Origin of the sequence: Pseudohaemophilus paraphrohaemolyticus (assembly GCF_003253115.1) — a bacterium.
In the GTDB taxonomy this organism is placed as follows: domain Bacteria; phylum Pseudomonadota; class Gammaproteobacteria; order Enterobacterales; family Pasteurellaceae; genus Haemophilus_A; species Haemophilus_A paraphrohaemolyticus_A.
This window is the reverse complement of record NZ_QEQF01000001.1, coordinates 57,182-81,332: the sequence shown is the minus strand read 5'-3', so window position 1 is coordinate 81,332 and position 24,151 is coordinate 57,182. Positions and strand designations below refer to the sequence as shown.

The following is a 24,151-nucleotide window of genomic DNA, read 5'->3' as shown; positions in this document are numbered from 1 at the left end:
CCGCTTGAAGTGTTTTCTAAAAAAATCAAAAGAAATCTATTTGACAGCAAAATGGAAATCTCTATAATACGCCCCATCAGTTCGCAACACTGATAATTTAAACGTTGCCCGAGTGGCGGAATCGGTAGACGCAAGGGATTTAAAATCCCTCGCCTTTCGGGGCGTGCCAGTTCAAGTCTGGCCTCGGGCACCATTTAAAATCACCAAATTATGCGGGAATAGCTCAGTTGGTAGAGCACGACCTTGCCAAGGTCGGGGTCGCGAGTTCGAGCCTCGTTTCCCGCTCCATTTCTTACAATAGAAAATAAACGTTACGTCTTCTTCATCTTCCAACACTACATAATTTTTCAGAATTTCCAAGCGTTTAATAATTTTATCCACTGGGAAATCTTGCACTTCTTGCGTGCTGTAATATTGATTGTGAATTTGCTCAAATTGGGTAATAAATTGATCACATAAAACATCATCGTCTTTAATAATAGTAATATATTCGTGATTATCTTCCGCTTTTTTTAATCACATCATTCGATAACATCAACTGCACTTGCACGCCTTGTTTGGCTTTATCCAGCAACACATCAAATAATTCACAATTTGTAAACCAAGCAACTTATAAATAGAGGGCGTTGCTTAGTTCAGTTCTTCTACTTGCATAATTAAAAATAATGTCTGTATTAGATAATTTTTCTTTTAACCAATTAATATCTTGTGGGGAAATCGGGTTATTACTAAGCTCAAGGTTTATCAGTTGAGTTAAACCTAATAATGCAGAAATATCACTAATTTGATTTCTCCAAAGACTAAGATTTTCCTATTTTAATGGCAATAAGTTAGTAATAATCTTTACACTCTTGCCTTGATTCTAAAGATAAAGATATTTTATAGAATCTAATTTCTCTTTAATCTCTTCAAGTGTAAATTCTTATGGATGTTTATTATCTAAATACTCCGATAACTCTTTTTGCCAAATTTTAGACAAACTATCCCACCATTCACAATATTGCTGATGAGTCCACTCTGTTTTGACTGCTAAGAATTTATTCAAAAGAGAGATATTGGTGCTTACCGCTTTAATTAACTTCGTGTGCTGTGGCACAACGATAGGTAAATGTTTTTTATCATCACTCCTGTCCTATTTCCGCTTGAGATAGCACTCAAGCGGTTATTTTCTTTCAGTTTTTAGCTAATTTATTATAACACTTGACTCACATACCACTGATTCAACAACACCCCCGCATTTACCGCCACATTCAGACCACTTACAAGTGGGTTATTCACAGAAAGTTGTACAGTAGTATCTTCACTGTATTCAATATGGTTAGAAACCACCTCGCTTAATACAAACACCACTTTTTTCGCTAATTTCACTTTTGAAAGGGATGGGGCTTGTTTTTGACGGGTGAGGTGCAGAACTTGGTAGCCTGCTTGGCGTAATTGTTGCAGGGCGATCTGTTTGTTTTTAGTTTCCAGCGTATGGACAAACTCCAAACCACCTTCGGCAACACGTGCGGCAGCGCTTGAGTTTAAGCATTCGCCATTTTCGCTGATAATGCCTTTTACACCGTAGAAAGCACAGGTGCGGACGATGCCACCGATATTTTGAGCATTATTTACGCCATCTAATAACACAAGGCAATCTTGAATGTGTTCTAATTGCAAGTAGCCTTCCAGGCTGTAAATGCGGTTTTTCTTCACAAGCAAGCAAACATCGCCGTGATGCTCTGAGCCTGTTACTTTTTCCATCTCTTCGCGAGAAACAATGTGATAAGCTTTTTTGTGTTCAGCAAGATAACTCAACATATCGCCTAATTTTTTTGCACCTTCCACTGTTGCCCAAAGGCGAACAATTAAGCTTGGGCGTTGTGCGAACAGGGCTAAACAGCTATTTTCACCGTAAATTTTCATCTCTTCTGCACGGTTTTTCTTGATTTTTTCTGGTGCACGCGGTGAAAGTGGTCCCGTTTTTTTCTCTTTTTGCAAAGACGCGGATTGTTTTATATTGATTTTAACTTGCCCTTGTCCGTTCGCTTTGCGTGCTTCGCTTGGGTAGATATTTTCTGGCGTAATACGTTGATTTTGACGAGAAAGCGACAGTTTGCCTTTGGGCGTTCTGGCATTGGTTGGACGCTCGTTCGAGCGATCATTTGAGCGTTCATTGCGTTTAAAACTTTTTTCTTCTGCCGTTTTGAATTTTGGTGTGTGTTCGTTAAATACAGGTTTCATAATCGGTTTCCATATAAGGGATAAAAGTTTCCAAATTATAGCAAAGTTAACCCCAATACACCGATATATTTTGATCTTTTGCCGATATTCAGTAAAATCGCTCTCCTTTACATTTTCATAAAAACATACTTTTTGAAAATTTTTTAAACTTTTTTGAACTATTGCCAAAAACGACACACTAAAGCTGTGAAAGAGATGGCGATGATTAAAATAAATCGATTATATATTTAGGAGTCCGCAAATTGAGCGAACAAATCACCGACCAAGAATTAGTTGAAAAAGCACAACAAGGTGATAAAAAAGCATTTAACTTATTGGTAGTACGCTATCAAAACCGCGTAGCTGGTTTACTTACTCGTTATGTTTCCCGTGATGATATTCCTGACATTGTGCAAGAATCATTCATCAAGGCTTATCGTTCTTTAGCTTCATTTAGAGGCGAAAGTGCATTTTATACTTGGCTTTACCGTATTGCGGTGAATACAGCAAAAAATCATTTAACTGCATTAGGTCGTAGACCGCCCAAAGAAGATATTTTAGCCGAAGATGCGGAAAGTTATGATGCCGGCACGCAGTTGCGTGAAACTGACACTCCTGAAAATTTAGTTTTATCGAATGAGCTAAAACGGGTGGTGTTTGAAACGATTGAGAATCTGCCTGAAGAATTAAAAATGGCAATCACACTTCGTGAAATCGAAGGATTAAGTTATGAAGAGATTGCTGAAGTGATGAGTTGCCCTGTTGGTACAGTACGTTCGCGTATTTTCCGAGCACGTGAAGCAATCGATGCCAAAATTCAACCACTTATGGCAGCTTAACCATCTATTATTTGTGTTGAGAAACACGTCTATTTCAAGTTAATTGGAGTTTATTATGCAACAAAAAGAGACCTTGTCAGCTTATATGGACGGGCAAGCGAATGGCATAGAGTTTGCCTATACGCTCACAAACAGCCCTGAATTAAAAGCAAAATGGGCAAGCTATCATATGATTCGTAACGTGATGCAAGGCGAAGAGGTGTTACTCAATGCAGACTTCTCTACCAAAATGGAAACCTTGCTTGAAAACGAAACCATCGAATCTATACAAGAGAAACCTCGTGGTTTAATGGTGAAACTTAAACGTTGGGTAACCCCAATTATGCAAGCTGGGATTGCTGCTTCTGTCTGCTTAGTTGCACTTGTGGGTGTGAATATAATGAACAGCTCAGAAGATGTGGCTCAAACTGAGCCTACGTTGCAAACAATACCATTTAGCAATGCAGTTCAAGCAGTAAGCTACAATGCACCAAGCAAAGATTTAGTGACCCCAGAAAAACTTGAGCAACAACAACACCGTTTAGATTCATTATTGCAAAATTATGAAATCCAACGCCGTACTCAAAATGTGACGTTAACCGATGAAGAAAAAGCGAAAGCACAAACCTCTTCAACCGTAACAGAGAAACATTTACAAAAATAACTCAGGTAATAAATAAATTCTGCCACTCATATATACTTATATGAGTGGCTTTATTTTTGCCTAATTGTGTCGCTTAATTCTCTGCAAGCGATAACTTTTTGCGATTTTTTTGCAAATTTTTGGTAGAATCGCACCGCTTATATCTGAACGTTTAATGCCTCAATGTTTATAAAAATGAAAAAGGCTTAATATGAAGAAAATCATTTTATTCTCTCTCACCTTTTTGCTTGCATTGGCGCAGCCCGTTAAAGCAGAGCTGACCAAACCCATCGATTTGCTCAATGCAATGATGGAAGCTCACAAAAATCGTCATTACGAGTTGCATTACATTCTCCAACACGGTGAAAATATTAAATCAATGAAATATCATCACGCTGTTGAAAGCAATCAAGAATTTGCTCAACTGCTCAGCCTTGATAATGCGTATGAAACTATTGTATTACGTAATAATACAATTAGCTATCTTGGCTTTAGTTTCACCCCGTTTAGCTTAAAAGGTGGCCAAATTTTAGATGATCTTCCTGCCGTATTTCACGCGAATTTTAATGAACTCACCCATTACAATTTTATCCCATTGGGTAAATCTCGCGTGGCAGATCGCATTGCGAATATGATCAAAATTGTACCTTCCGACAATACTCGCTTTAGCTATACGCTTTGGATCGATGAAGAGAACTATCTTCTGCTCAAAAGCGAATTACACGATGAGCAAAATGCACTACTGGAACAATTCCGAGTGATTGAGCAACGTATCATCGACCAATTCGACAACCTTGTGCCTCGGTTAAATACGATGTTATTACCACCTGTGAATTCGCAATTTCACACAGAAAACAGGCCGCTTGCATGGCAAGTGAGTTGGCTACCGACAGGGTTTAAGCTGATTTCAAGCTCTCACCAAGTGATTGCCAGCGAACAGCTTCAAACTGAAGTGGTCGAAAGCCAGCTTTATAGCGATGGATTATCTACTTTTACCGTCTATCTTCGCACACAAGGTGATGAAATATTCAACAACCAATTTGCCCGCCAAGAGAAACTGATTTTATTTACCCACTTGGTTGGAAATCGCGAACTGGTAGTCATTGGCGATATTCCAATGCCAGTGGCGGAAAAAGTGGCGCAAAGTGTGGTTTTGCCACAATAAGGAGTGCGATATGATGATTGAACAAGCCACGGTGCTAAGCTACCAAAACGGTAAAGCCTTGGTGCAATGCTATGCCAAAAGCGGCTGCGGTGGTTGTGCCGCACAAAATCATTGTGGAAGTAAAGCTTTATCAGGCTTATCTGGCGAGAAAACTGCACCACGCTTTGAAATTAAAGTAGATCAAGTCTTAAAAGCAGGCGATCAAATCCAGCTCGGTTTGGCAGAAAATACGCTTTTAATGAGCGTGTTTTGGGTTTATTGCGTGCCTTTAATGGTACTTATTGGCTCAACACTCCTTTTTTCTGCTCTTTTTAGCAACGAACTTCTGGTTGCAAGTGGTGTAATTTTTTTAACCGCTTGCAGCTTTTGGACGGTGAAACTGGTTACTGCCCATCAATCATTAACAAAATTTACCCCGATTTTCTTAGGCAAAAGTAACACTTTCGGGGCAGGAGACTAAACAATAATGGAAAAAATTTGGTTTGATAATTACCCACCTAACGCAGAAAAAACGATTGATGTAACGAAATATGAATCTCTCGTAGAGATGTTTGAAGCAGCCGTAAAACGACATCCTGATATGCCTGCTTATATCAATATGGGACAAGTTTTAACCTTCCGAAAATTGGAAGAACGTAGTCGTGCTTTTGCTGCTTATTTACAAAATGAATTGCGTTTAGAAAAAGGTGATCGAGTCGCATTAATGATGCCAAACCTGTTGCAATATCCGATTGCCTTATTCGGTGCATTACGTGCAGGTTTAGTGATCGTAAACGTTAATCCGCTCTATACGCCTCGCGAGTTGGAACATCAGCTCAACGACAGCGGTGCGAAAGCAATTGTCATCGTTTCTAATTTTGCTGCCACACTCGAAAAAGTGGTCTTCAACACTCAAGTGGAGCACGTGATTTTAACCCGTATGGGCGATCAGCTCTCATTTGGAAAACGTACGTTGGTGAATTTCGTGGTGAAATACATCAAAAAACTCGTGCCAAAATATAAACTCCCACACGCAGTGAGTTTCCGCGAAGCCTTGAGCATTGGGAAACAGCGTCAATATGTAAAACCAAATTTAGAAAGTAGCGACCTTGCTTTCCTACAATATACGGGCGGCACAACAGGCGTAGCAAAAGGTGCAATGCTCACACACGCCAATATGGTTGCCAATGTTTTCCAAGCTAAATGGGTGGCACAGCCATTATTAAAAGATGCCAAAGTTCGCGTGGCAGCGATTCCATTGCCGATGTACCACGTGTTTGCCTTGTCAGTAAACTGTTTACTCTTTATCGAATTAGGCGTAACGGGCTTATTGATTACCAACCCGCGAGATATTCCAGGCTTTGTCAAAGAGCTGAAAAAACAGCGCATTGTGGCACTTTGTGGTGTAAATACACTCTTTAATGCTCTACTGAATAACGAACATTTCAAAGAGGTAGACTTCTCTGCTCTACGTTTAAGCGTTGGAGGCGGAGCAGCTATTCAAGGAGCTGTCGCAAAACGCTGGTTTGAAACCACTGGTTGTCACATTATTGAAGGCTATGGAATGACCGAATGTTCGCCATTGATTGCCGCTTCTCGTTGGGATTCCACCGAACACACAGGCTCCATTGGAGTGCCTGTGCCGAATACGGATATTCGCATTATGGACGACGTAGGCAATGAAGTGCCAATGGGCGAGCATGGCGAGCTTTGGGTAAAAGGTCCGCAAGTGATGAAAGGCTACTGGAACCGCCCAGAAGATACCGCCGAAGTCTTGCACAACGGCTGGATGGCAACAGGTGATATTGTTGAAATGGGGCAAGATCTCAACTTACGCATCGTCGATCGCAAAAAAGATATGATCATCGTGTCAGGCTTTAATGTCTACCCAAACGAGATCGAAGATGTGGTGGCACATAACCCGAAAGTGAATGAAGTAGTTGCCGTAGGTGTGCCCCACCCTGTTTCTGGCGAAATTATCAAAATTTTCGTCACCAAAAAAGATGAAAGCTTAACCCGTGAAGAGTTGCGTTCTTACTGTCGCCAATTCCTCACAGGCTATAAAATCCCGAAAGAGATTGAATTCAGGGATGAATTACCAAAAACCAATGTGGGTAAAATCTTACGTCGCGTGCTCCGTGATGAAGAAATTGCCAAGTTAAATATCAAATCCTAGCCAAATCCAGAAAGGAGAATGAAGATGAAAATTGTTGAAGTAAAACACCCACTTGTACGCCATAAATTAGGCTTGATGCGTGCTGCTGAAATCAGCACCAAAGACTTCCGTCAACTTGCTACTGAAGTTGGCAGCCTTTTAACTTATGAAGCGACTAAAGATTTAGAAACAGAAAAAGTAGAAATAGATGGTTGGTGCGGTAAAGTAGAGGTAGACCGCATTAAAGGTAAAAAAGTCACTGTGGTGCCAATTTTACGCGCAGGCTTAGGGATGATGGATGGCGTGTTAGAACACATCCCAAGTGCACGTATCAGCGTGGTGGGTATCTACCGTGATGAAGAAACCTTAAAACCTGTACCATACTTCAAAAAATTGGCAAACGATGTAGAAGAACGCTTAGCTATTGTTGTTGACCCAATGTTAGCAACAGGTGGGTCAATGATCGCTACCCTCGATTTACTTAAAAATGCTGGCTGTAAACACATTAAAGTGTTAGTACTTGTTGCCGCTCCTGAAGGTATTGAAGCCTTAAAAGCAAGCCATCCAGACATCGAACTTTACACGGCATCAATCGACAGCCACCTAAACGAACATGGCTATATCGTCCCTGGTTTAGGTGATGCAGGTGATAAGATTTTTGGGACGAAATAATTCCAAACAATTAGGCGGGAAATCCCGCCTAAATTTTTCTAGGCTTTCTTACCGAATTTTATCGTCATAATGCCTAACCAAATTAACGCCAGCAATCCCAATCCACCACCAATTAAACCAACATATTCCAGCCCTAATTGATGAATAACAATGCTACCAAAGAGTGCACCTGCCCCAATACCTACATTATAAATGCCAGAATAAATCGCGGTTGCGACATCCGTTGCATCTGGGGCAAGTTCTAGTACGCACATTTGTAAGGCAATGCTTAGTGAAGTAATCCCCATTCCCCATAAGAAAACCAGTAAGAAAATCGCCATTTCCACGTGTTTAAGAGGGAAAAGCAAAAGTTGTGGCACTATCACTAAAAGCATGGCACAAGCGATAAATTTTCGTGGATTTTTTGCATATAAACGCCCAAACAAAAAACTGCCCGCCACACCAGCTAAACCAAAAATAAACAACATCATTGTTGCAATTTCAGGAGCGAACTGGCTGACTTTAATAGCAAAAGGTTCGATATAGCTGTAAGTGGTAAAGTGTCCTGAGATAATTATCATCACAAGCAGATAAATCCCAACTAAAAACGGGCGTTTCATCAACACAGGAATGCTTGCCAATGAGCCTGCATTTTTACTTGGCAAATGAGGGAGCAATTTCCACATTAACAGCATGACCAACGTTGCAATAATACCAATTACAGCGAAAGTGGAACGCCAATCCAATGACTGCCCAATCAGTCGCCCTAGCGGTAAACCTAAAATCATTGCCAATGAACTACCCAATGCAAGCAAGCCCAATGCTTGTTGCTTTTTATCTTTAGGTGCAACTCGAATCACGAGCGAGGCGGTAATCGACCAGAAAATGGCGTGTGCCAAAGCAATGCCGATCCGAGAGATGAGTAATACCCAGAAATTCCACGCTACCACGGAAAGAATATGGCTAACAATAAAGAGAGCAAAAATCAAAAGCAGTAATTTCTTTCGTTCTACCTTTACGGTAAGCAACATCAACGGCAACGAGCTGAGAAACACTATCCACGCATATACGGTAATCATCAGCCCAACGGTTGCGGTTTCCATCTGAAAACTTAGGGCGATATCTGAAAGCAGAGCCACTGGCACAAACTCTGTCGTGTTAAAAATAAATGCGGAAAGCGAAAATGCGAAAACCCGCATTAACGCGAGTTTTCGATAAGAGTGTTTGGTCATCATTATTTAAATCCTAAAAATAAAGCGGTCAAATTTTTCATTCAATTTGCAATGCAAAGCGTAAGAAAAATTTGACCGCTTGTAAACCTAAAATTAGGGATTGATTAGAACGAATATTCCATATTTGCCCAATATGTACGTGGCATACCTAACACGGCAAAGCTACGGTCATACATACCACGTTGTACTTGCCAGTAATGTTTATTGAATAAGTTTTCAACACCACCACGTAAAGTTAAGGTTTGTTTTTCTGACACTTTAACCACATATTTCGCCCCTAAATCTACAGTGGTGTAAGATGGTAATTTGTAGTTAGCTGCTGAGTCTTGATAAGATGCACCATAATATTGTAACGCTGCATTCAAGGTTAAATTAGGTACGAATGGCGTATTCCACTCTACTGCTGATTTCGCAATCCAACGAGGGCTGGTTACTTGTACACCCGATACGATCGTATCTGTATAAGTTGGGAAATCAAACACTTTTGCTTGGTTATAGGTTAAGCCGATAGATGGACGTAAGGTATTATCAAACAAACTTGCATAAGCATTAAACTCAATACCACGATTGCGTTCTTTACCTTGCTCTTTTCCCGCAAGAGAAGCTAAAGCTGTCCCCGTTCTTCCACGAATAATGCCAGGGCGGCGGATTTCATATGCACTTAATGTTGTTGTAAATGCATCGTTCCAGTTCTTACGCACACCTACTTCAATTTGTTTGCTTACACGAGGGTTATTCATTTCTCCCGTATCTTGATCTACGTTACCTGGCTCTAAATCTTCTAGATAGTTAGAATAAAACACCGTATTGGGGTTCGCTACATAAGCCAAAGTTACCATCGGACTAAAGCGATCTGCTTTCACTTCTTTCGCTGTCGTTTTATCCAATTGCTTAATCCATTGGAAACGTCCACCTAAAGTTAAACGAACAGTGTTATCGATAAAACCTAATGTATCTGCTAGTGCAAGACTGCGTGCTGTTAATTTACTATCCGTGTTCTGTTTTACTGGAGATAAATTAAAAGTTGTGGGCGTTAAACGACCAAAAGTAGGCGAGTAAATTGAACCACCTGTAACACGCCCATTGGTTGCACTGCTGTTATCGTGATCGCGTTGGCGAACTACGCTATCATAAGCAATATTCCAGTTTTGTAATACAGAACCTGTTTCAATTTCACCTTGTAACTTCAAATTGCCACTAGTTGTACGTGAACGGAAATCCATACCGCGAATACCTGTTACATTGAACTTACCATTTTGTTGTATATTCGTAATTTGACCAAAAGCACCATCATAACGAGATTCCATATGACCTAAACCACCAGAAACCATCATATTAAAAGGCAGATCATACTCAAATGTACCCATAATGGTCTCATCTTGAGTAGTTTGACCTATCCAATGCGGATTCAAGTTTGTTTTACCATTTGGGGCTGAAGGCACAGTAAATGCTAAGTTTTGCATATCTTGTAAACGTGCACGACCACCATTGGTATCACGTTTATTAATCATATAATCAACACCAACACGCAATTTGTCGCCATTATAATCAGCACCAATTGCTACCTCTTTCGCTAGTTCATCATAATCTTTACGAGCTGTATCACCATCACGATATTTGCCACTTACACGCACGCCCCATTCTTTATTTGCACCGAAGCGACGACCGAAATCAAAAGTTTCTTGTAAACGATTGTTGCTATACCAGCCAAAACCAATTTTATTGATATCTTCATCGGTCGCACGTTTAGTTTCAATATTCATTGATGCTCCAGCTGAGCCTTCTGGATCCATTCCCGTTGTTGCTGTTGATGCACCTTTAATTAATTGTGCAGCTGCAACGCCTGCTGTTGGTGAGTTATAAGTAGAATAAAGACCTGCTAAACCATTTACACTTACTTGGCGCATATCTAACTGAAGATTGCGAACATAAACACCAGATAGCGTGTTTGTCTCACCTCCAAAGTTCACAACAGAAGCATCTGTTTTTGCAATTGCATCTACAACATTACGCGGAGCTTTATCTTCAAAAGCTTTCTCATCATAATTTACTACCGCAATAGGTGAAGTAAACGCAGTTTGACGACCAAGCAAACTTAAATTAACGATTTCTTTGTGTTTATCACCAGCTGCTTTTACTTTCTCAAGCTGAGAAACCACATTAACTTGTTCTAATTCAGCCGCATTTTCCGCCATTGCCACTACTGGCACCATAAAGAGGGAGGTATAAACTAAAGTGTGTTGAAACTTCATTCACATTTTCCTGTTTGATTAAATAAAAACCTTTTGCAAGGCACGAATAAAACGGGCGACATTATACACAAAAGCGAAATAAAAATCGCTCTCAAATGAAAAAATATTTTAGTGAATGAAGAAAAGAGGCTTACGCCCCTTTCAAATTATGCGGTAGGATAGATTGGAAAAGCTCGCGGCTTTTTAAGGGCTGTGAACCTAAATAAGGTTTCAGCGCAATGCGAGTAAAGCGTTTTGCTGATTGTTGAGTGGATTTTTCAGAAAAATCTAGCAAATCAAAAGCTAACAAATCTTTGCCTAAGAAACTCAAATTATTTTGCAAAAGGGAGGCAATAAAGCCCTCGTTTTCACGGAATTGATACCACATTTCAGGATCAACTTCTTCGCCTGTTGCCATACAATGGCAGAAATCAACACCATAACCTAATGCCCGTAACATTTGAAATTCAAAGGTTCGTAAAATGGGCTCAAGTTGTTCTGAATTGCTGGCTAATCGCGTAACGCACTGCAAATAATGGTTAAAAAGCTCTTGGTAAGCGGTCTGATTTTCCAATACCCTTACCAATATTTCATTTACATAAAATCCGCTATATAGTGCCATGGGCACCATCGGTAAAGTAAGTGATGCGGCTTCTGCTTGGGTTAAGGTTTTTAAATCGCCCTTACCCGTCCAACGCAGCAACAACGGCGTGAAAGGTTGCAACAAAGCTTTTAGTGGAGAGCGGGGGCGTCTAGCCCCTTTTGCTAATAGCGTCATCCTCCCGTTGTGCTCCGTGAAGAAATCAACTAACAGACTACTTTCACTATATTCTCGCCGATGCAAGACAAACGCCCGCTGTAAGGGCTGAACTTCAAAGTTTTTGCTCATTTAATCACTAATGATAAAAATGGTGGGCTAAAAGCCCCCCCTACAAGACTACTCGTCAATATAACCCAAACTGCGCAATGCTCGTTCGTCATCCGCCCAGCCTGCTTTAACTTTCACCCACAACTCTAAGTGAACTTGTGCATCAAACAACCGTTCCATATCTTTACGGGCTTCAATCCCGATAGTTTTGATTTTCTCGCCTTTCGCCCCAATGACCATTTTTTTCTGACCTTCACGTTCAACTAAAATCAAGCCGTTAATAATGAAAATCCCTTTTTCATTCACTTTGAACTGTTCAATTTCTACCGTTACCGAATAAGGTAACTCTTCGCCCGTGAAACGCATCAATTTTTCGCGGATAATTTCTGATGCCATAAAACGTTGGCTACGGTCGGTTACATACTCTTCAGGGAAGTGATGTACGCCTTCACGTAAAGATTGACGCACAATTTTCTCAAGCAGATGGACATTTTTACCACGTTGGGCTGAAATCGGCAGAATTTCGGCAAAATTGAATTTTTGTGAAAGCTCGGTAATATGCGGCAACAGTGCATCTTTCTCTTTGATGTTATCAACCTTGTTAATCGCAAGCACCACAGGCGCTTTCGCCGCGCGCAATTTGTTTAGCACCATTTCATCATCTTCGGTCCATTTTGTGCCCTCAACCACGAAGATCACCAAATCTACATCACCAATTGCTGAACTTGCCGCACGGTTCATCAAACGGTTAATCGCACGTTTCTCTTCAATGTGAAGCCCTGGCGTATCCACATAAATTGCTTGATATGCGCCTTCGGTTTGAATCCCCACAATACGGTGGCGTGTGGTTTGGGCTTTACGCGAAGTAATGGAAATTTTCTGCCCAAGAATTTTGTTGAGTAAGGTCGATTTACCCACATTCGGACGACCCACAATAGCAATAAAGCCACAATATGTTTTTTGATTTTCTGTCATTTTTTGTTCCTTTTTGTAGGGTGTGTGAAACTAGTTTCACACGCACGCTTTTGCAAAGCTTTTCACATTTCAACCTCTTGCATGCGTGTACTTTTAATCCACACCCCTACTTGATTAATACGTTTAATACCTTCTCTGCTGCATTCTGCTCTGCTTTACGGCGACTTGTGCCAATGCCTGTAAACACTTCATCCACGTTTTTCACTTTGCAAGTCACTTTAAAAGTTTGGTTGTGTGCTTCGCCTTTAATATCAATCACGTCATATTCAGGCAGTGGTAATTTGCGGCCTTGTAAGAATTCTTGTAGGCGAGTTTTGGGATCTTTCTGTGCATCACCTGGGCTGATCTCAGTTAAAAATGTGACATACCAGTCATTCACTTTCTGTATTGCCTGATCCATTCCTTTATCTAAATAGATTGCAGCAATAATCGCTTCCACACAGTCGGCTAAGATAGACTCACGACGATAACCACCGCTTTTGAGTTCGCCTGCGCCAAGTTTCATATAATCCCCTAGATCAAATTGACGGGCAATAATGGCTAAGGTTTGCTCTCGCACAAGTGTTGCACGCATACGACTTAATTCGCCTTCATTTGATTTTGGGAATTTATCAAATAAAGCTTTGCCGATGGTAAAGTTAAGAATAGAGTCGCCCAGAAATTCAAGGCGTTCATTGTTTTTTGATGCCGCACTGCGGTGTGTTAAAGCTTGGGTGAGATAATCAAGAGTTTCGAATTGATAACCCAATTTTTTCTGTAATCGTTCTAATTGCATAATTTTTGGGGTTTTCCCCATTAAAATAGAATGAAAGCGGTTAGATTTACAAAACATTTTGCAAATTCAACCGCTTAAAATTATTGAATGGAAGTAAACATTCGGTCGAAACGTAAGCCTTTCGGGAATTCATTTGGTTTTTTATCTAAACTTAGCCAGATAAATGTTGCTTTACCTACAATATTTTGTTCAGGCACAAAACCCCAGAAGCGGCTGTCTTCGCTGTTATCACGGTTATCACCCATCACAAAATAATGCCCTTCTGGCACCACCCATTCGCCGTCAGTTTGCCCCTCTTGCTTGAAGAAATAAGGTGCATAGTTAAATGGCGATGGATTATTCAAAATCTGATGCGTTACGCTGCCAACTTCCGTTTTTTCTACCTGCATTTCACCATGATAGAAGAAATCAGCATTTGGTTTCGCATTTTCATATTTAAATACATTCACCGTACCATCTTTGCTGATAACAGTAAGCGATTGAGTCGCCATATCGTATTTCACCGTATCACCGCCAATCCCAACAACTCGTTTAATGTAATCAACATGCGGTTGCGGTGGTGCTTTAAACACAATAATATCGCCACGCTCTGGGTATCCGTTCTCAATAAGCGTTTTCTGCCAAATCGGATCTTTAATGCCGTAATTAAATTTATTCACGACAAGAAAATCACCGACACGCAAAGTTGGCTCCATTGAACCACTTGGAATTTGGAAAGGTTCAAACACAAATGAGCGTAAAATAGTCACTAATGCCAACACACCAAAAAGTGAACCGAAGAAATCAGTAAAACCATTTTTCTTGCTTGGGTTAAATTTATTGTAGAACCAAAAGCCGCCACAAACGACTACTAAGCCGACCAACAAAATAGAAATAGTATTCGGCAACTGCATTGAATCTAACCATTTCCAAATGCCGTACAAAATCCCGATAAAAATAATAGGGGCAATCTGTGCCATAATTTCTCCTTTTAGATTAACAAGCGGTTAAATTTACAAATTCATCTGCAAATTCGACCGCTTGATTAACGCAAAATTCCCTTTGGGAGGATTAATCTTTACCCACGTGCAGAATCGCCAAGAATGCTTCTTGTGGCACTTCTACGTTACCGAGAGATTTCATTCGTTTCTTACCCTCTTTTTGTTTTTGTAGAAGTTTTTTCTTACGGCTTACGTCACCACCGTAACATTTTGCCAATACATTTTTACGCAACTGTTTTACGGTTGAACGTGCAATAATGTGGTTACCGATGGCTGCTTGAATCGCAATGTCGAATTGTTGACGTGGAATAAGATCTTTCATTTTTTCTACCAACTCACGACCACGATATTGTGCATTATCTTTGTGGACGATTAACGCTAATGCATCCACACGATCACCATTAATCATAATATCTACACGCACCATATCCGCTGCTTGGAAGCGTTTGAAACCATAATCTAATGAGGCATAACCACGTGAAGTTGATTTCAAACGGTCGAAGAAATCTAACACCACTTCGCCCATTGGGATTTCATAGGTTAAAGCGATCTGGTTGCCGTGGTAAACCATATTGGTTTGCACGCCACGTTTTTCCACACACAAGGTAATCACGTTGCCCAAATACTCTTGTGGCACAAGCATATTACACTCTGCAATCGGCTCACGAATTTCGCTAATGTTACTAATCGGTGGTAATTTCGATGGGCTATCCACATAAACTGTTTCGCCATTGGTTTGCACTACTTCATAGACTACCGTTGGTGCCGTGGTAATGAGATCTAGATCGTATTCACGCTCTAAACGCTCTTGAATGATCTCCATATGCAATAAGCCCAAGAAACCACAACGGAAACCGAAACCTAATGCGGTTGAATTTTCTGGCTCATAGAATAAAGAAGCATCGTTTAAGCTCAATTTACCTAATGCATCACGAAAGGCTTCGTAATCGTCTGAACTAATAGGGAACAATCCTGCGTAAACCTGCGGTTTGACCTTTTTAAAACCAGGTAACACTTCCGTTGCCGAATTATGGTGATGGGTTAAAGTATCACCCACTGGTGCCCCTAAAATGTCTTTAATCGCACACACTACCCAACCTACTTCGCCCGTATTAAGTTCAGTCGTATCCACTTGTTTTGGCGTGAAAATACCAAGACGATCCACATTGTAAGACTGCCCCGTGCTCATTACTTTAATTTTATCACCTTTTTTGAGCGTACCATTTTTTACACGTACAAGCGATACAACACCTAAGTAGTTATCAAACCAAGAATCAATAATCAAAGCTTGTAAAGGTGCTTCAGGATCACCCTCTGGTGCTGGGATTTTATGCACGATTTCTTCTAGTACATCCTCAATCCCCACACCTGTTTTCGCAGAACAACGCACCGCTTCCATCGCATCAATCCCAACGATGTCTTCAATCTCTTCCGCCACACGCTCAGGATCTGCCGCAGGTAAGTCAATTTTGTTTAGAATTGGCACAACTTCTAAATCCATTTCAATCGCTGTGTAGCAGTTTGCAAGCGTTTGTGCTTCTACTCCTTGCCCTGCATCAACTACTAACAATGCACCTTCACAGGCTGCGAGTGAACGCGAAACCTCATAAGAGAAGTCTACGTGTCCTGGCGTATCGATAAAGTTTAATTGATAGGTTTCGCCGTCTTTCGCTTTATAATTTAAGGTTACACTTTGTGCTTTAATAGTAATCCCACGTTCACGCTCAAGATCCATTGAGTCTAGCACCTGTGCTTCCATCTCACGATCAGACAAACCGCCACAGGTTTGAATCAAGCGGTCAGAAAGCGTGGATTTTCCGTGGTCAATGTGGGCAATAATCGAAAAGTTACGAATGTTCTTCATATTCATCGGGCAATAAATGTCCTGTTTTTAAAAATTTAGGGAAAAATAACCGTGCAATTCTACTTGAATTTCCCAGTTATTTCAAAAGAAATGCTTTATTTTACTATTGACAATTCACCTGCCAAGCCAATCGACTAAACTCAAGTGCAAGTTCGCTTAATACCTGATGGTAAGCGGTTAAATTTTGCGATTTATTTGCAAAAGCAGACCACTTGTCAGAAAACTGCATCTGTGCATAACCACATTGCAAATCTCGCCCACGAGAAACTTCTAACTGAACATCATTAAAACGCTCCGTTGGTGGATAAATCACCTCACTACGCAGTTCATTTTGCACTACTTCAACTTTCGCTTGCGTATCCTTCTGCTGAGCAAACGCATTTTGACGTAACGATGCACGATCAGCTAAACTCATCCTTTTACTATTTTTATCTACAAAAATCAAAATCCCCTTCTGCCAATTCTCAGGATTTTTTGCACCCTCTGCAGGCAAATAGAGCAGTTGTTGCATCTCATCGATTTGATTTTGAGTGACTTTCTCAAAGCGCTGTTTCTGGAAAGTTACCGCATCAGGCAGATCAAAACCGCCCGTTTTAAACTGGCAAGCGGTCAAAAATAAGAAAAAAAGTGCAAAGCTACCCCAACGAAAAATATTCATTACTGCTCCTCGCGTTTAAAAACCAATTCAGTTGCCGTTGAGCTCTCTTCATCAAACCAATAACCGCCATAGTTAAAGGTTTTAAGTTGTTCAATTTCAGTTGGTTGCTCAATTAAGATAAAACGCACCATCATTCCACGAGCTTTTTTGGCATAGAATGAAATCTGTTTGAACTTGCCATTTTTCTCATCCAAGAAAACTGGTTTTACAATAGTTGCATTCAGATTTTTTGGCTTCACCGCATTATAATACTCATCTGATGCAAGATTGACCAGCATGCTATCGCCTTGCTCATCAAGCGCCTGCTGCAAATGCTCAGTAATAATATTACCCCAAAAAGCATAAAGATCTTTGCCTTTGGGATTAGCCAATTTCGTCCCCATTTCCAAGCGATAAGGCTGCATCAAATCAAGTGGTTTTAGCAAGCCATATAAGCCTGAAAGCATACGCAAATGTTTTTGTGCATATTCCACTTGTTCATGACTCAACGTTTCCGCTTCAAGCCCTGTGTAAACATCACCCTTAAATGCAAAAAGTGCCGCTTTAGCGTTTGTTTCGTTATGTTCAAGCAGCCATTCAGCAAAACGTGCCACATTTAAGCTCGCCAATTTATCGCTAATCGACATTAACGATCCCAACTCCGCAGGGCTAAATTGCTGACAAATTTCGATCAACTTTTGGCTATAAGCGGTTAAATTTGGTTGAGAAAATGCAAATTGAGGCGTGGGCGTTTCAAAATCGAGGGTTTTAGCAGGGGAGATAATGGCAAGCATAGGTAATTCCTTTCAAAAATGAAATACAAAAAAGGCAGGAAAACCTGCCTTTTGCGATAATACTTTCGTATAGATACTCGAAATTAACGTTTTGAGTATTGTGGACGACGACGTGCTTTGTGTAAACCCACTTTTTTACGTTCAACGCGACGAGCGTCACGAGTAACGAAGCCAGCTGCACGAAGTGCTGGGCGTAAAGTTTCGTCGTATTCGATCAATGCACGTGTAATACCGTGACGGATTGCACCTGCTTGACCAGAAATACCACCACCTTTAACAGTGATGTATAAATCTAATTTATCTAATAATTCAACTAATTCTAATGGTTGACGCACGATCATACGTGAAGTTTCACGGCCGAAGTATACGTCTAAAGAACGTTGGTTAATAGTAATGTTACCGCTGCCCGGTTTGATAAATACACGAGCTGAAGAGCTTTTGCGGCGACCTGTGCCGTAGTTTTGATTTGCTGCTGTCATTTTGATGCTCCGTGATTAGATGTCTAAAACTTGTGGTTGTTGTGCAGCGTGGTTATGTTCGTTACCTGCGTAAACTTTTAATTTACGGAACATTTCACGGCCTAAAGGACCTTTTGGTAACATACCTTTTACTGCGATCTCGATCACTGCTTCTGGACGACGTGCAATCATTTCTTTGAAGGTTGCATCTTTAATACCACCTACATAGCCAGTGTGCCAGTAGTAGATTTTATCAGTTTCTTTTTTACCTGTTACAGCTACTTTCTCTGCATTGATAACAATGATGTAGTCACCTGTATCAACGTGTGGAGTATATTCAGCCTTGTGTTTACCACGTAAACGGCGTGCTAATTCAGTAGCTAAACGACCTAAAGTTTTACCTGTCGCATCTACTACATACCAGTCACGTTTTACTGTTTCTGGTTTTGCTACAAAAGTTTTCATTAATTAAATACCAAAATTTAAAGTTTAAACCCAATATCCTAGTGGATATTACCTATTAATTTTTCGGCTAAATCCGACCCCTTCGAGTCTTATTTAGACCAACTTGTTTGGCGGGAAAGTCCAAACAAAAACAGGGTGTGCGTATTATACAGATTTCGTATTAAAAATCTAATACTTTCACCAATTTTTTGCGTTTAGTCAGTAAAACTGAATTTTTAACTACTTGGCTATTCCTTTCTGACTCAGAAAATGTTACAACTCATTACATATTTATTACCCAAGCAAATAAGGGGTTTTTTATGACAGAATGGACTATTGCCGTTTGGGGTGCTTTAGGCGCAGCATTTATTGTAGGTATTTTCATCGGAGTACTTGTAACCCGCATGGCAAGCCGTAACGTGCAAAAACACCTACAACTGCAAGCTGATTTAAAAACAATGCAACATAAAGTAGATGAACAAAAACTGCAACTTGAATCACACTTTGCTGAGTCTGCTGAATTATTAGCAACTCTCGTAACGGATTATAAAAAACTCTACGATCATTTAGCTAACAGCTCTACAGAACTTTTACCAGAAGAGCATCAAGCCGAATTTTTTAAACTTACAACTAAAGAAGATCAACCTCGCGATTATTCCGAAAGCTCTTCTGGTTTATTTAAAAAGCAATAAAATAATTTGATAAAGAAAACGAATGTTTCATAAATTAAACCTTCAGATTCGACATACGACTTACACTCAAAGCATATAACTGAACAATTACAGATACAATCAGTTTAATGATTAAATTAAAAGAAAACCCAGCCTAAGACTGGGTTTATTATGATATGTTTTATCGACACTGCGCTTTAAAACGAAGGAGATGATCGAGTAACACAATCGCCATCATTGCTTCAGCAATTGGCACTGCACGGATACCAACGCAAGGGTCGTGTCTGCCTTTAGTTACCACTTCCACAGGTTCGTTATTTAAGTTTACGCTTTGACCTGGTACGGTAATGCTTGAAGTTGGTTTTAACGCAATATTGGCAATAATTGGCTGCCCCGAACTAATACCACCTAAAATGCCACCAGCGTGGTTAGATAAAAAGCCTTCTGGGGTCATTTCATCACGGTGTTGGCTGCCCTTTTGTTCTACTACGGCAAAACCATCGCCAATTTCGACCGCTTTCACCGCATTGATGGACATTAAGGCGTGGGCTAAGTCCGCATCTAGGCGATCAAACACGGGTTCACCTAAACCAACAGGTACATTTTCAGCTATCACCGTGAGTTTCGCTCCGATAGAGTCACCCTCTTTTTTCAGCTCACGAATAAGTTCTTCAAACTGCTCTACCGCCACCGGATCAGGACAGAAAAACGGATTGCTATTCACTTCATTCCAATCAATTTTACTGATATCTGCCACTTTTGCAGGATCAATTTTAACCGAGCCAATTTGCGATAAATAGCCCCGTACTTCAATACCAAATTGTTCACGCAGATATTTTTTTGCAATCGCCCCTGCAGCCACACGCATTGCAGTTTCACGCGCAGAAGAGCGACCGCCACCGCGATAGTCACGGATGCCATATTTTTGTTGGTAAGTGTAATCCGCATGACCAGGGCGGAATTTGTCCATAATATCGCCGTAATCTTTAGAGCGTTGGTCACCATTTTTGATAATTAAGCCGATGCTCGTACCCGTGGTTTTGCCTTCAAAAACGCCCGATAAAATCTGTACTTCATCATCTTCACGACGAGGGGTAGTATAACGGGATGTCCCAGGTTTACGGCGGTCTAAATCAGGTTGAAGATCTGCCTCACTTAACGCCATATTCGGCGGTACACCATCCACGATACAGCCCAATGCGATACCGTGCGATTCGCCAAAAGTGGTTACCTTAAATAATTGTCCAATGCTGTTGCCTGCCATATTGCTTTCCTTTTATTGTTATTTGCAAAATTCTATGCAATTTTACCCGCTTCTATCGCCTGATTATCTTCAGAATGCAAGTGAACATCAAGCTGATTGAGTGCAAAACGGATGCCATTTTCTCTAAATAGCTGATTGATGCGATATTGCAAGAAGTTCATTGTCTCTATGCGATCACCCAATTCGCCCACAAACACGAGCAACTCGTGTTCTAATGCATTATCGCCAAAATGAAGCATATTGATTTCCACTTTTGGCTCACTCAACACTTTTGGTGCCTCATTGACTGCCTGTAGAAGTAATCGCTGCATCAAATCAAGGTCGGTATCATAACTCACTTTAAAGAAAATTTGTAAGCGAGTGATGGTATTATTCAGCGTCCAGTTGATAAAACGATCCGTCACGAACGCTTGGTTTGGTAACACCACTTCCATATGATCCGAATTCAGCAAGGTGGTTGAACGCAAGCGAATCTTCGTGATAATCCCCGTATACTGCCCTACTGTCACTTTGTCACCAACGCGAATTGGGCGTTCGAATAGCAAGATAGAGCCCGATACGAAACTACCAAAAATCTCTCGCACCCCGAAACCCAAACCGACTGAAAGGGCGGTAAAGATCCATTGAATTTTGGTCCACGAAATTCCCAGTGCCGAAAATGCCGATACGCTACCGAAGGTCACTATAATGTACGTTAAGACAGTAATAATTGTCTGTGGTGTGCCTTTGGAGAGGTGCATTTTCGAGAAAACAGTCACTTCCAAAATACCCGCAATGTTTTTAATCAATACATAGGTGATTACCACATAAAGCGAGGCTCGCATTAAGTTGAGTAACGTAACCGACTCAACCTGATTGCCTTCGTTGCTCTCCCATAAAATCACGCCATCAAGGTAGTAGGCAACACTAATCAGATCCGACCAAATCACATAGAGTGATGCAAACAGCACCACCCAGCCAATCAAATCGGTGACACGATAAATCTGTTGGTTCACTACCGAAAGTTTAATTGTTTCGTCCTCTTTTGTCTCTTCTTTAGTACCATTTTCTAACACTTGTTCACGCAATTTACGACGTTTTTCTTGCAAACGACGATATGCCAAACGGCGGGCGGAGATTGCCACAAAACGATACGCAAAATAACGCCCAAAAACCCAAAGCAAAATCACAAAGTAGCTATTAAGCAAGTGGGTAATGAGGTAAACCGCGGTATAGTAATAGCCTAAAATAATGAGAATAATCAATGAGATAGGCACAATTACTAAAATCAGGCGTAATAGACGGAACAAGCCGATACTCGTATTCGTTGCTCCCTCTTCTTTCTTCGCTTTTTGGTATTCTCGGATCGCGCGGTTTAGCAGTGGACGAACCACTAAAAGGCAAAGTGCTAACGCAATAATTGACATCACCTGTCCAATCGCATCGTTGAGATAGCCAATCTCATCAATTTGCGATGGAATAGACGACACCAATAATAAACCGACAATCCAAATGGATTGCTTGATAATGCGTTGGAAAATACGGTTACTCTCTTGCGGCATGCCAAAATGACGGAATGCTAAACCATTTGGACGAAGTAATGAAAGCACCGTCGCAAAGAACCACCAATAAAGTGTTACTCGCCCTCCCCAATGCCCAATTGCAATCGGATCGTTAAAGAAAAGAAAACCTATCGCATTATAAGCGGTGAAAAACATCAGCGTACTTGGTAAAGCCAACAATACTGTCCAAAACATCGCTTCTGGCGTCAACCAATGACTATCATTAGTCAGGGTGTTTACTCGTGAAGCAAGGCTTGCCAAGCGGTCTTTTATTGCCGATTTTTTCCAATTGATAAGTAATGCAATCAACAAGAAAATAGAAGTAAACAACACCGTAGATAATAAATTCGGCTGTACGTTTTCAATCCCAACATAATCGGTCAAAACACCTACTTCTGCAAATGCTAATGCAGGAAAAGCCTTAAGCCACGCAAAATCAATCGGATTATTACTGTTTACCCAGAAACTTTGCTGTTGTAGTTTACGTTGCAAGGCATCGCCAATTGCCAAGGCTTGGCGTTGGTTATTTTCAATCGTAATCGAAAGATTAAGCTGGCTGTTTAACGACCTAATAATCTCATCCAACAATTTTTGACGTTCTTTGAGAATATTATTTAACGCACTATTCTCTTCGTTCGTTAAAGGTTCTTCCAAGTTATGCGTCAGATTGCGGACATAATCGTCAATGTTATAAAGCTCATCGCGTTGTTGCGAATATTCAAACAGATTAACCCGCACATTTGAAATCGATTTCGCTAAATTGTTGTTGATTTTTTCGGTAGGCAACGTTTGTTTCTGCTTATTAATTACCTTTGAAAGTACAAGTGTACCCTGCAATGCACTGATTTGCTCATCAATATTGCGCTGCGTTTGAGTAAGGCTTTCCAACACATTTCGCATCCGTAAATCGTCGTGCGAAAGCGTGTTTAATTTCTTAGTTTGTTGCACCAAAAATTGGCTTAATTCTTTATTATGATCTAGCTCATCTGTAATTAAGAAATTCTCAATACTACTTGCAATGCGTTGACTAGCGACATCTTTTGCCTTTTGCTCTGAATCTTCTAAACGCTTAGTATTAAGCACCTCCTGCAACACCGATAACTGCTTTTGCATTAAGGCTTGACGTGATGCCGCCTCGCTTCGTTTTGCCTCATCAAAAGCAATCAATCGCTCTGCATTATTGCTGAGTAAATTGTTATAACGATTGCTCTCTTCAATAAAACGGATTTCAGCATCCCAGCGCTCCATCGCATTCGGCGATTGGCTCTGGGGCGGTAAGCCTTTTACGCGGTTAATCTCTTGCAACCGTGCACTATTTTCATCCAATAAACGTTGGTTGTTTTTAAGCAAGTTACGATCGTTCGAAATTTGGGCATCTAGTGCTAAAAGCTGAGACTGCACACTCTGCAAATCTGCTTCAATACCCTCTTGTTGCTTAATAAGATCGGCTAATGAAAGCACATTAAAGCTATTTGCTGAAACCGTATTCGTCTCTTTTTTATTCTCTTCTGTCCGTTTTTGTACCTGTGCGAGATCTTGAGGCAAGGTTTGCAACTGTTTTTCTAATGCCGCAATATCTGCCTTTTGCTTTAAGGTTTGATCATTAAAACGCTTGGTTAACTCCAAGTTTTGATCTTGAGCACTCGTTTCCGCTGTCTCTAACGTGCCCGATCTTAATGCACTAATCTGCTGCCTTACGCTCTCTTCCGCTCGGTTTTGAGACACTTCTGCCCAAACCTCGTGGGAGAAAAGCGAGAGGCTAACTAAACAGAAAAAAAGTATGATGGCGGTTTTCTTAAACATG

At 40.7% G+C, this 24,151-nt stretch carries 21 protein-coding genes, 2 tRNA genes and 1 pseudogene; 9 read left to right on the top strand and 15 right to left on the bottom strand.

Annotation, left to right across the window (positions count from 1 at the left end; all coding sequences use genetic code 11):
• Positions 1-106: 106 nt before the first annotated feature.
• Positions 107-193, top strand: a tRNA-Leu gene (locus DPV92_RS00350).
• 19 nt (positions 194-212) lie between these two features.
• Positions 213-288, top strand: a tRNA-Gly gene (locus DPV92_RS00345).
• Positions 289-610: 322 nt separating this feature from the next.
• Here the strand turns inward: DPV92_RS00345 and DPV92_RS10015 are convergent.
• A pseudogene (locus DPV92_RS10015) lies at positions 611-799 on the bottom strand (hypothetical protein); the annotation flags it as partial.
• 392 nt (positions 800-1,191) lie between these two features.
• The gene (locus DPV92_RS00340; RefSeq protein ID WP_111353082.1) at positions 1,192-2,223 is read right to left on the bottom strand and encodes a TrmH family RNA methyltransferase; all 1,032 of its coding nucleotides are present in this window, start codon (positions 2,221-2,223) and stop codon (positions 1,192-1,194) included.
• A gap of 242 nt (positions 2,224-2,465) precedes the next feature.
• On the opposite strand from DPV92_RS00340, the gene rpoE reads away from it, so the two are divergent.
• The 6 genes from rpoE (at position 2,466) to upp (ending at position 7,634) form a co-directional block, all read left to right on the top strand.
• A complete protein-coding gene (rpoE, locus tag DPV92_RS00335; protein ID WP_078208066.1) occupies positions 2,466-3,041 on the top strand; it encodes an RNA polymerase sigma factor RpoE in 576 nt (191 codons plus the stop codon).
• 55 nt (positions 3,042-3,096) lie between these two features.
• Complete coding sequence (locus tag DPV92_RS00330; RefSeq protein WP_111353080.1) at positions 3,097-3,684, top strand: sigma-E factor negative regulatory protein; 588 nt, start codon at positions 3,097-3,099, stop codon at positions 3,682-3,684.
• Positions 3,685-3,874: 190 nt separating this feature from the next.
• Entirely contained in the window at positions 3,875-4,828 is a 954-nt protein-coding gene (locus DPV92_RS00325) for a MucB/RseB C-terminal domain-containing protein (protein WP_111353078.1), read from the top strand.
• A 10-nt stretch (positions 4,829-4,838) separates the two neighbouring features.
• Positions 4,839-5,288 (top strand): SoxR reducing system RseC family protein, encoded by a 450-nt coding sequence (locus DPV92_RS00320; protein ID WP_111353077.1) that lies wholly within the window; start codon positions 4,839-4,841, stop codon positions 5,286-5,288.
• Between the two features lie 6 nt (positions 5,289-5,294).
• Complete coding sequence (gene fadD / locus DPV92_RS00315; protein WP_111353076.1) at positions 5,295-6,983, top strand: long-chain-fatty-acid--CoA ligase FadD; 1,689 nt, start codon at positions 5,295-5,297, stop codon at positions 6,981-6,983.
• 24 nt (positions 6,984-7,007) lie between these two features.
• Positions 7,008-7,634, top strand: coding sequence for a uracil phosphoribosyltransferase (gene upp, locus DPV92_RS00310; RefSeq protein WP_005705829.1), 627 nt, complete (start codon positions 7,008-7,010; stop codon positions 7,632-7,634).
• A gap of 38 nt (positions 7,635-7,672) precedes the next feature.
• On the opposite strand, the gene DPV92_RS00305 is transcribed toward upp, so the two are convergent.
• The 11 genes from DPV92_RS00305 to rplM all read right to left on the bottom strand — a co-directional run bounded on the left by DPV92_RS00305 (position 7,673) and on the right by rplM (position 18,892).
• The gene (locus tag DPV92_RS00305) at positions 7,673-8,848 is read right to left on the bottom strand and encodes a sugar transporter (protein WP_225791938.1); all 1,176 of its coding nucleotides are present in this window, start codon (positions 8,846-8,848) and stop codon (positions 7,673-7,675) included.
• A 101-nt stretch (positions 8,849-8,949) separates the two neighbouring features.
• On the bottom strand, positions 8,950-11,097 hold the full coding sequence (locus DPV92_RS00300; protein ID WP_111353073.1) for a TonB-dependent siderophore receptor: 2,148 nt from the start codon (positions 11,095-11,097) through the stop codon (positions 8,950-8,952).
• Positions 11,098-11,227: 130 nt separating this feature from the next.
• Positions 11,228-11,965, bottom strand: a complete 738-nt coding sequence (gene recO / locus DPV92_RS00295; protein WP_111353072.1) for a DNA repair protein RecO — start codon at positions 11,963-11,965, stop codon at positions 11,228-11,230.
• 48 nt (positions 11,966-12,013) lie between these two features.
• Entirely contained in the window at positions 12,014-12,919 is a 906-nt protein-coding gene (gene era, locus DPV92_RS00290; RefSeq protein WP_111353071.1) for a GTPase Era, read from the bottom strand.
• Positions 12,920-13,025: 106 nt separating this feature from the next.
• Entirely contained in the window at positions 13,026-13,694 is a 669-nt protein-coding gene (rnc, locus tag DPV92_RS00285) for a ribonuclease III (protein WP_111353565.1), read from the bottom strand.
• Positions 13,695-13,774: 80 nt separating this feature from the next.
• Positions 13,775-14,653, bottom strand: a complete 879-nt coding sequence (gene lepB, locus DPV92_RS00280) for a signal peptidase I (protein ID WP_111353070.1) — start codon at positions 14,651-14,653, stop codon at positions 13,775-13,777.
• Between the two features lie 91 nt (positions 14,654-14,744).
• Positions 14,745-16,538 carry a translation elongation factor 4 gene (gene lepA, locus DPV92_RS00275; RefSeq protein ID WP_040215983.1) on the bottom strand — a complete coding sequence of 598 codons (1,794 nt, stop codon included), beginning with the start codon at positions 16,536-16,538 and terminating at the stop codon, positions 14,745-14,747.
• Positions 16,539-16,641: 103 nt separating this feature from the next.
• Positions 16,642-17,196: an ABC transporter ATPase gene (locus tag DPV92_RS00270; RefSeq protein WP_111353069.1), complete on the bottom strand. Its 555-nt coding sequence runs from the start codon at positions 17,194-17,196 to the stop codon at positions 16,642-16,644.
• A complete protein-coding gene (yaaA, locus tag DPV92_RS00265; RefSeq protein ID WP_111353067.1) occupies positions 17,196-17,969 on the bottom strand; it encodes a peroxide stress protein YaaA in 774 nt (257 codons plus the stop codon). The genes DPV92_RS00270 and yaaA overlap by 1 nt, the downstream gene beginning before the upstream one ends.
• 83 nt (positions 17,970-18,052) lie before the next feature.
• A complete protein-coding gene (gene rpsI / locus DPV92_RS00260) occupies positions 18,053-18,448 on the bottom strand; it encodes a 30S ribosomal protein S9 (protein WP_005708818.1) in 396 nt (131 codons plus the stop codon).
• Positions 18,449-18,463: 15 nt separating this feature from the next.
• Positions 18,464-18,892, bottom strand: a complete 429-nt coding sequence (gene rplM, locus DPV92_RS00255) for a 50S ribosomal protein L13 (protein WP_005596850.1) — start codon at positions 18,890-18,892, stop codon at positions 18,464-18,466.
• Positions 18,893-19,191: 299 nt separating this feature from the next.
• On the opposite strand from rplM, the gene DPV92_RS00250 reads away from it, so the two are divergent.
• Entirely contained in the window at positions 19,192-19,563 is a 372-nt protein-coding gene (locus DPV92_RS00250; protein ID WP_111353065.1) for a YhcB family protein, read from the top strand.
• Positions 19,564-19,723: 160 nt separating this feature from the next.
• Here DPV92_RS00250 and aroC read toward each other — a convergent pair whose 3' ends face one another.
• Positions 19,724-20,806 carry a chorismate synthase gene (gene aroC, locus DPV92_RS00245; protein ID WP_111353064.1) on the bottom strand — a complete coding sequence of 361 codons (1,083 nt, stop codon included), beginning with the start codon at positions 20,804-20,806 and terminating at the stop codon, positions 19,724-19,726.
• A 32-nt stretch (positions 20,807-20,838) separates the two neighbouring features.
• Positions 20,839-24,150, bottom strand: coding sequence for a mechanosensitive channel MscK (gene mscK, locus DPV92_RS00240; RefSeq protein WP_111353063.1), 3,312 nt, complete (start codon positions 24,148-24,150; stop codon positions 20,839-20,841).
• Position 24,151: the final 1 nt, after the last annotated feature.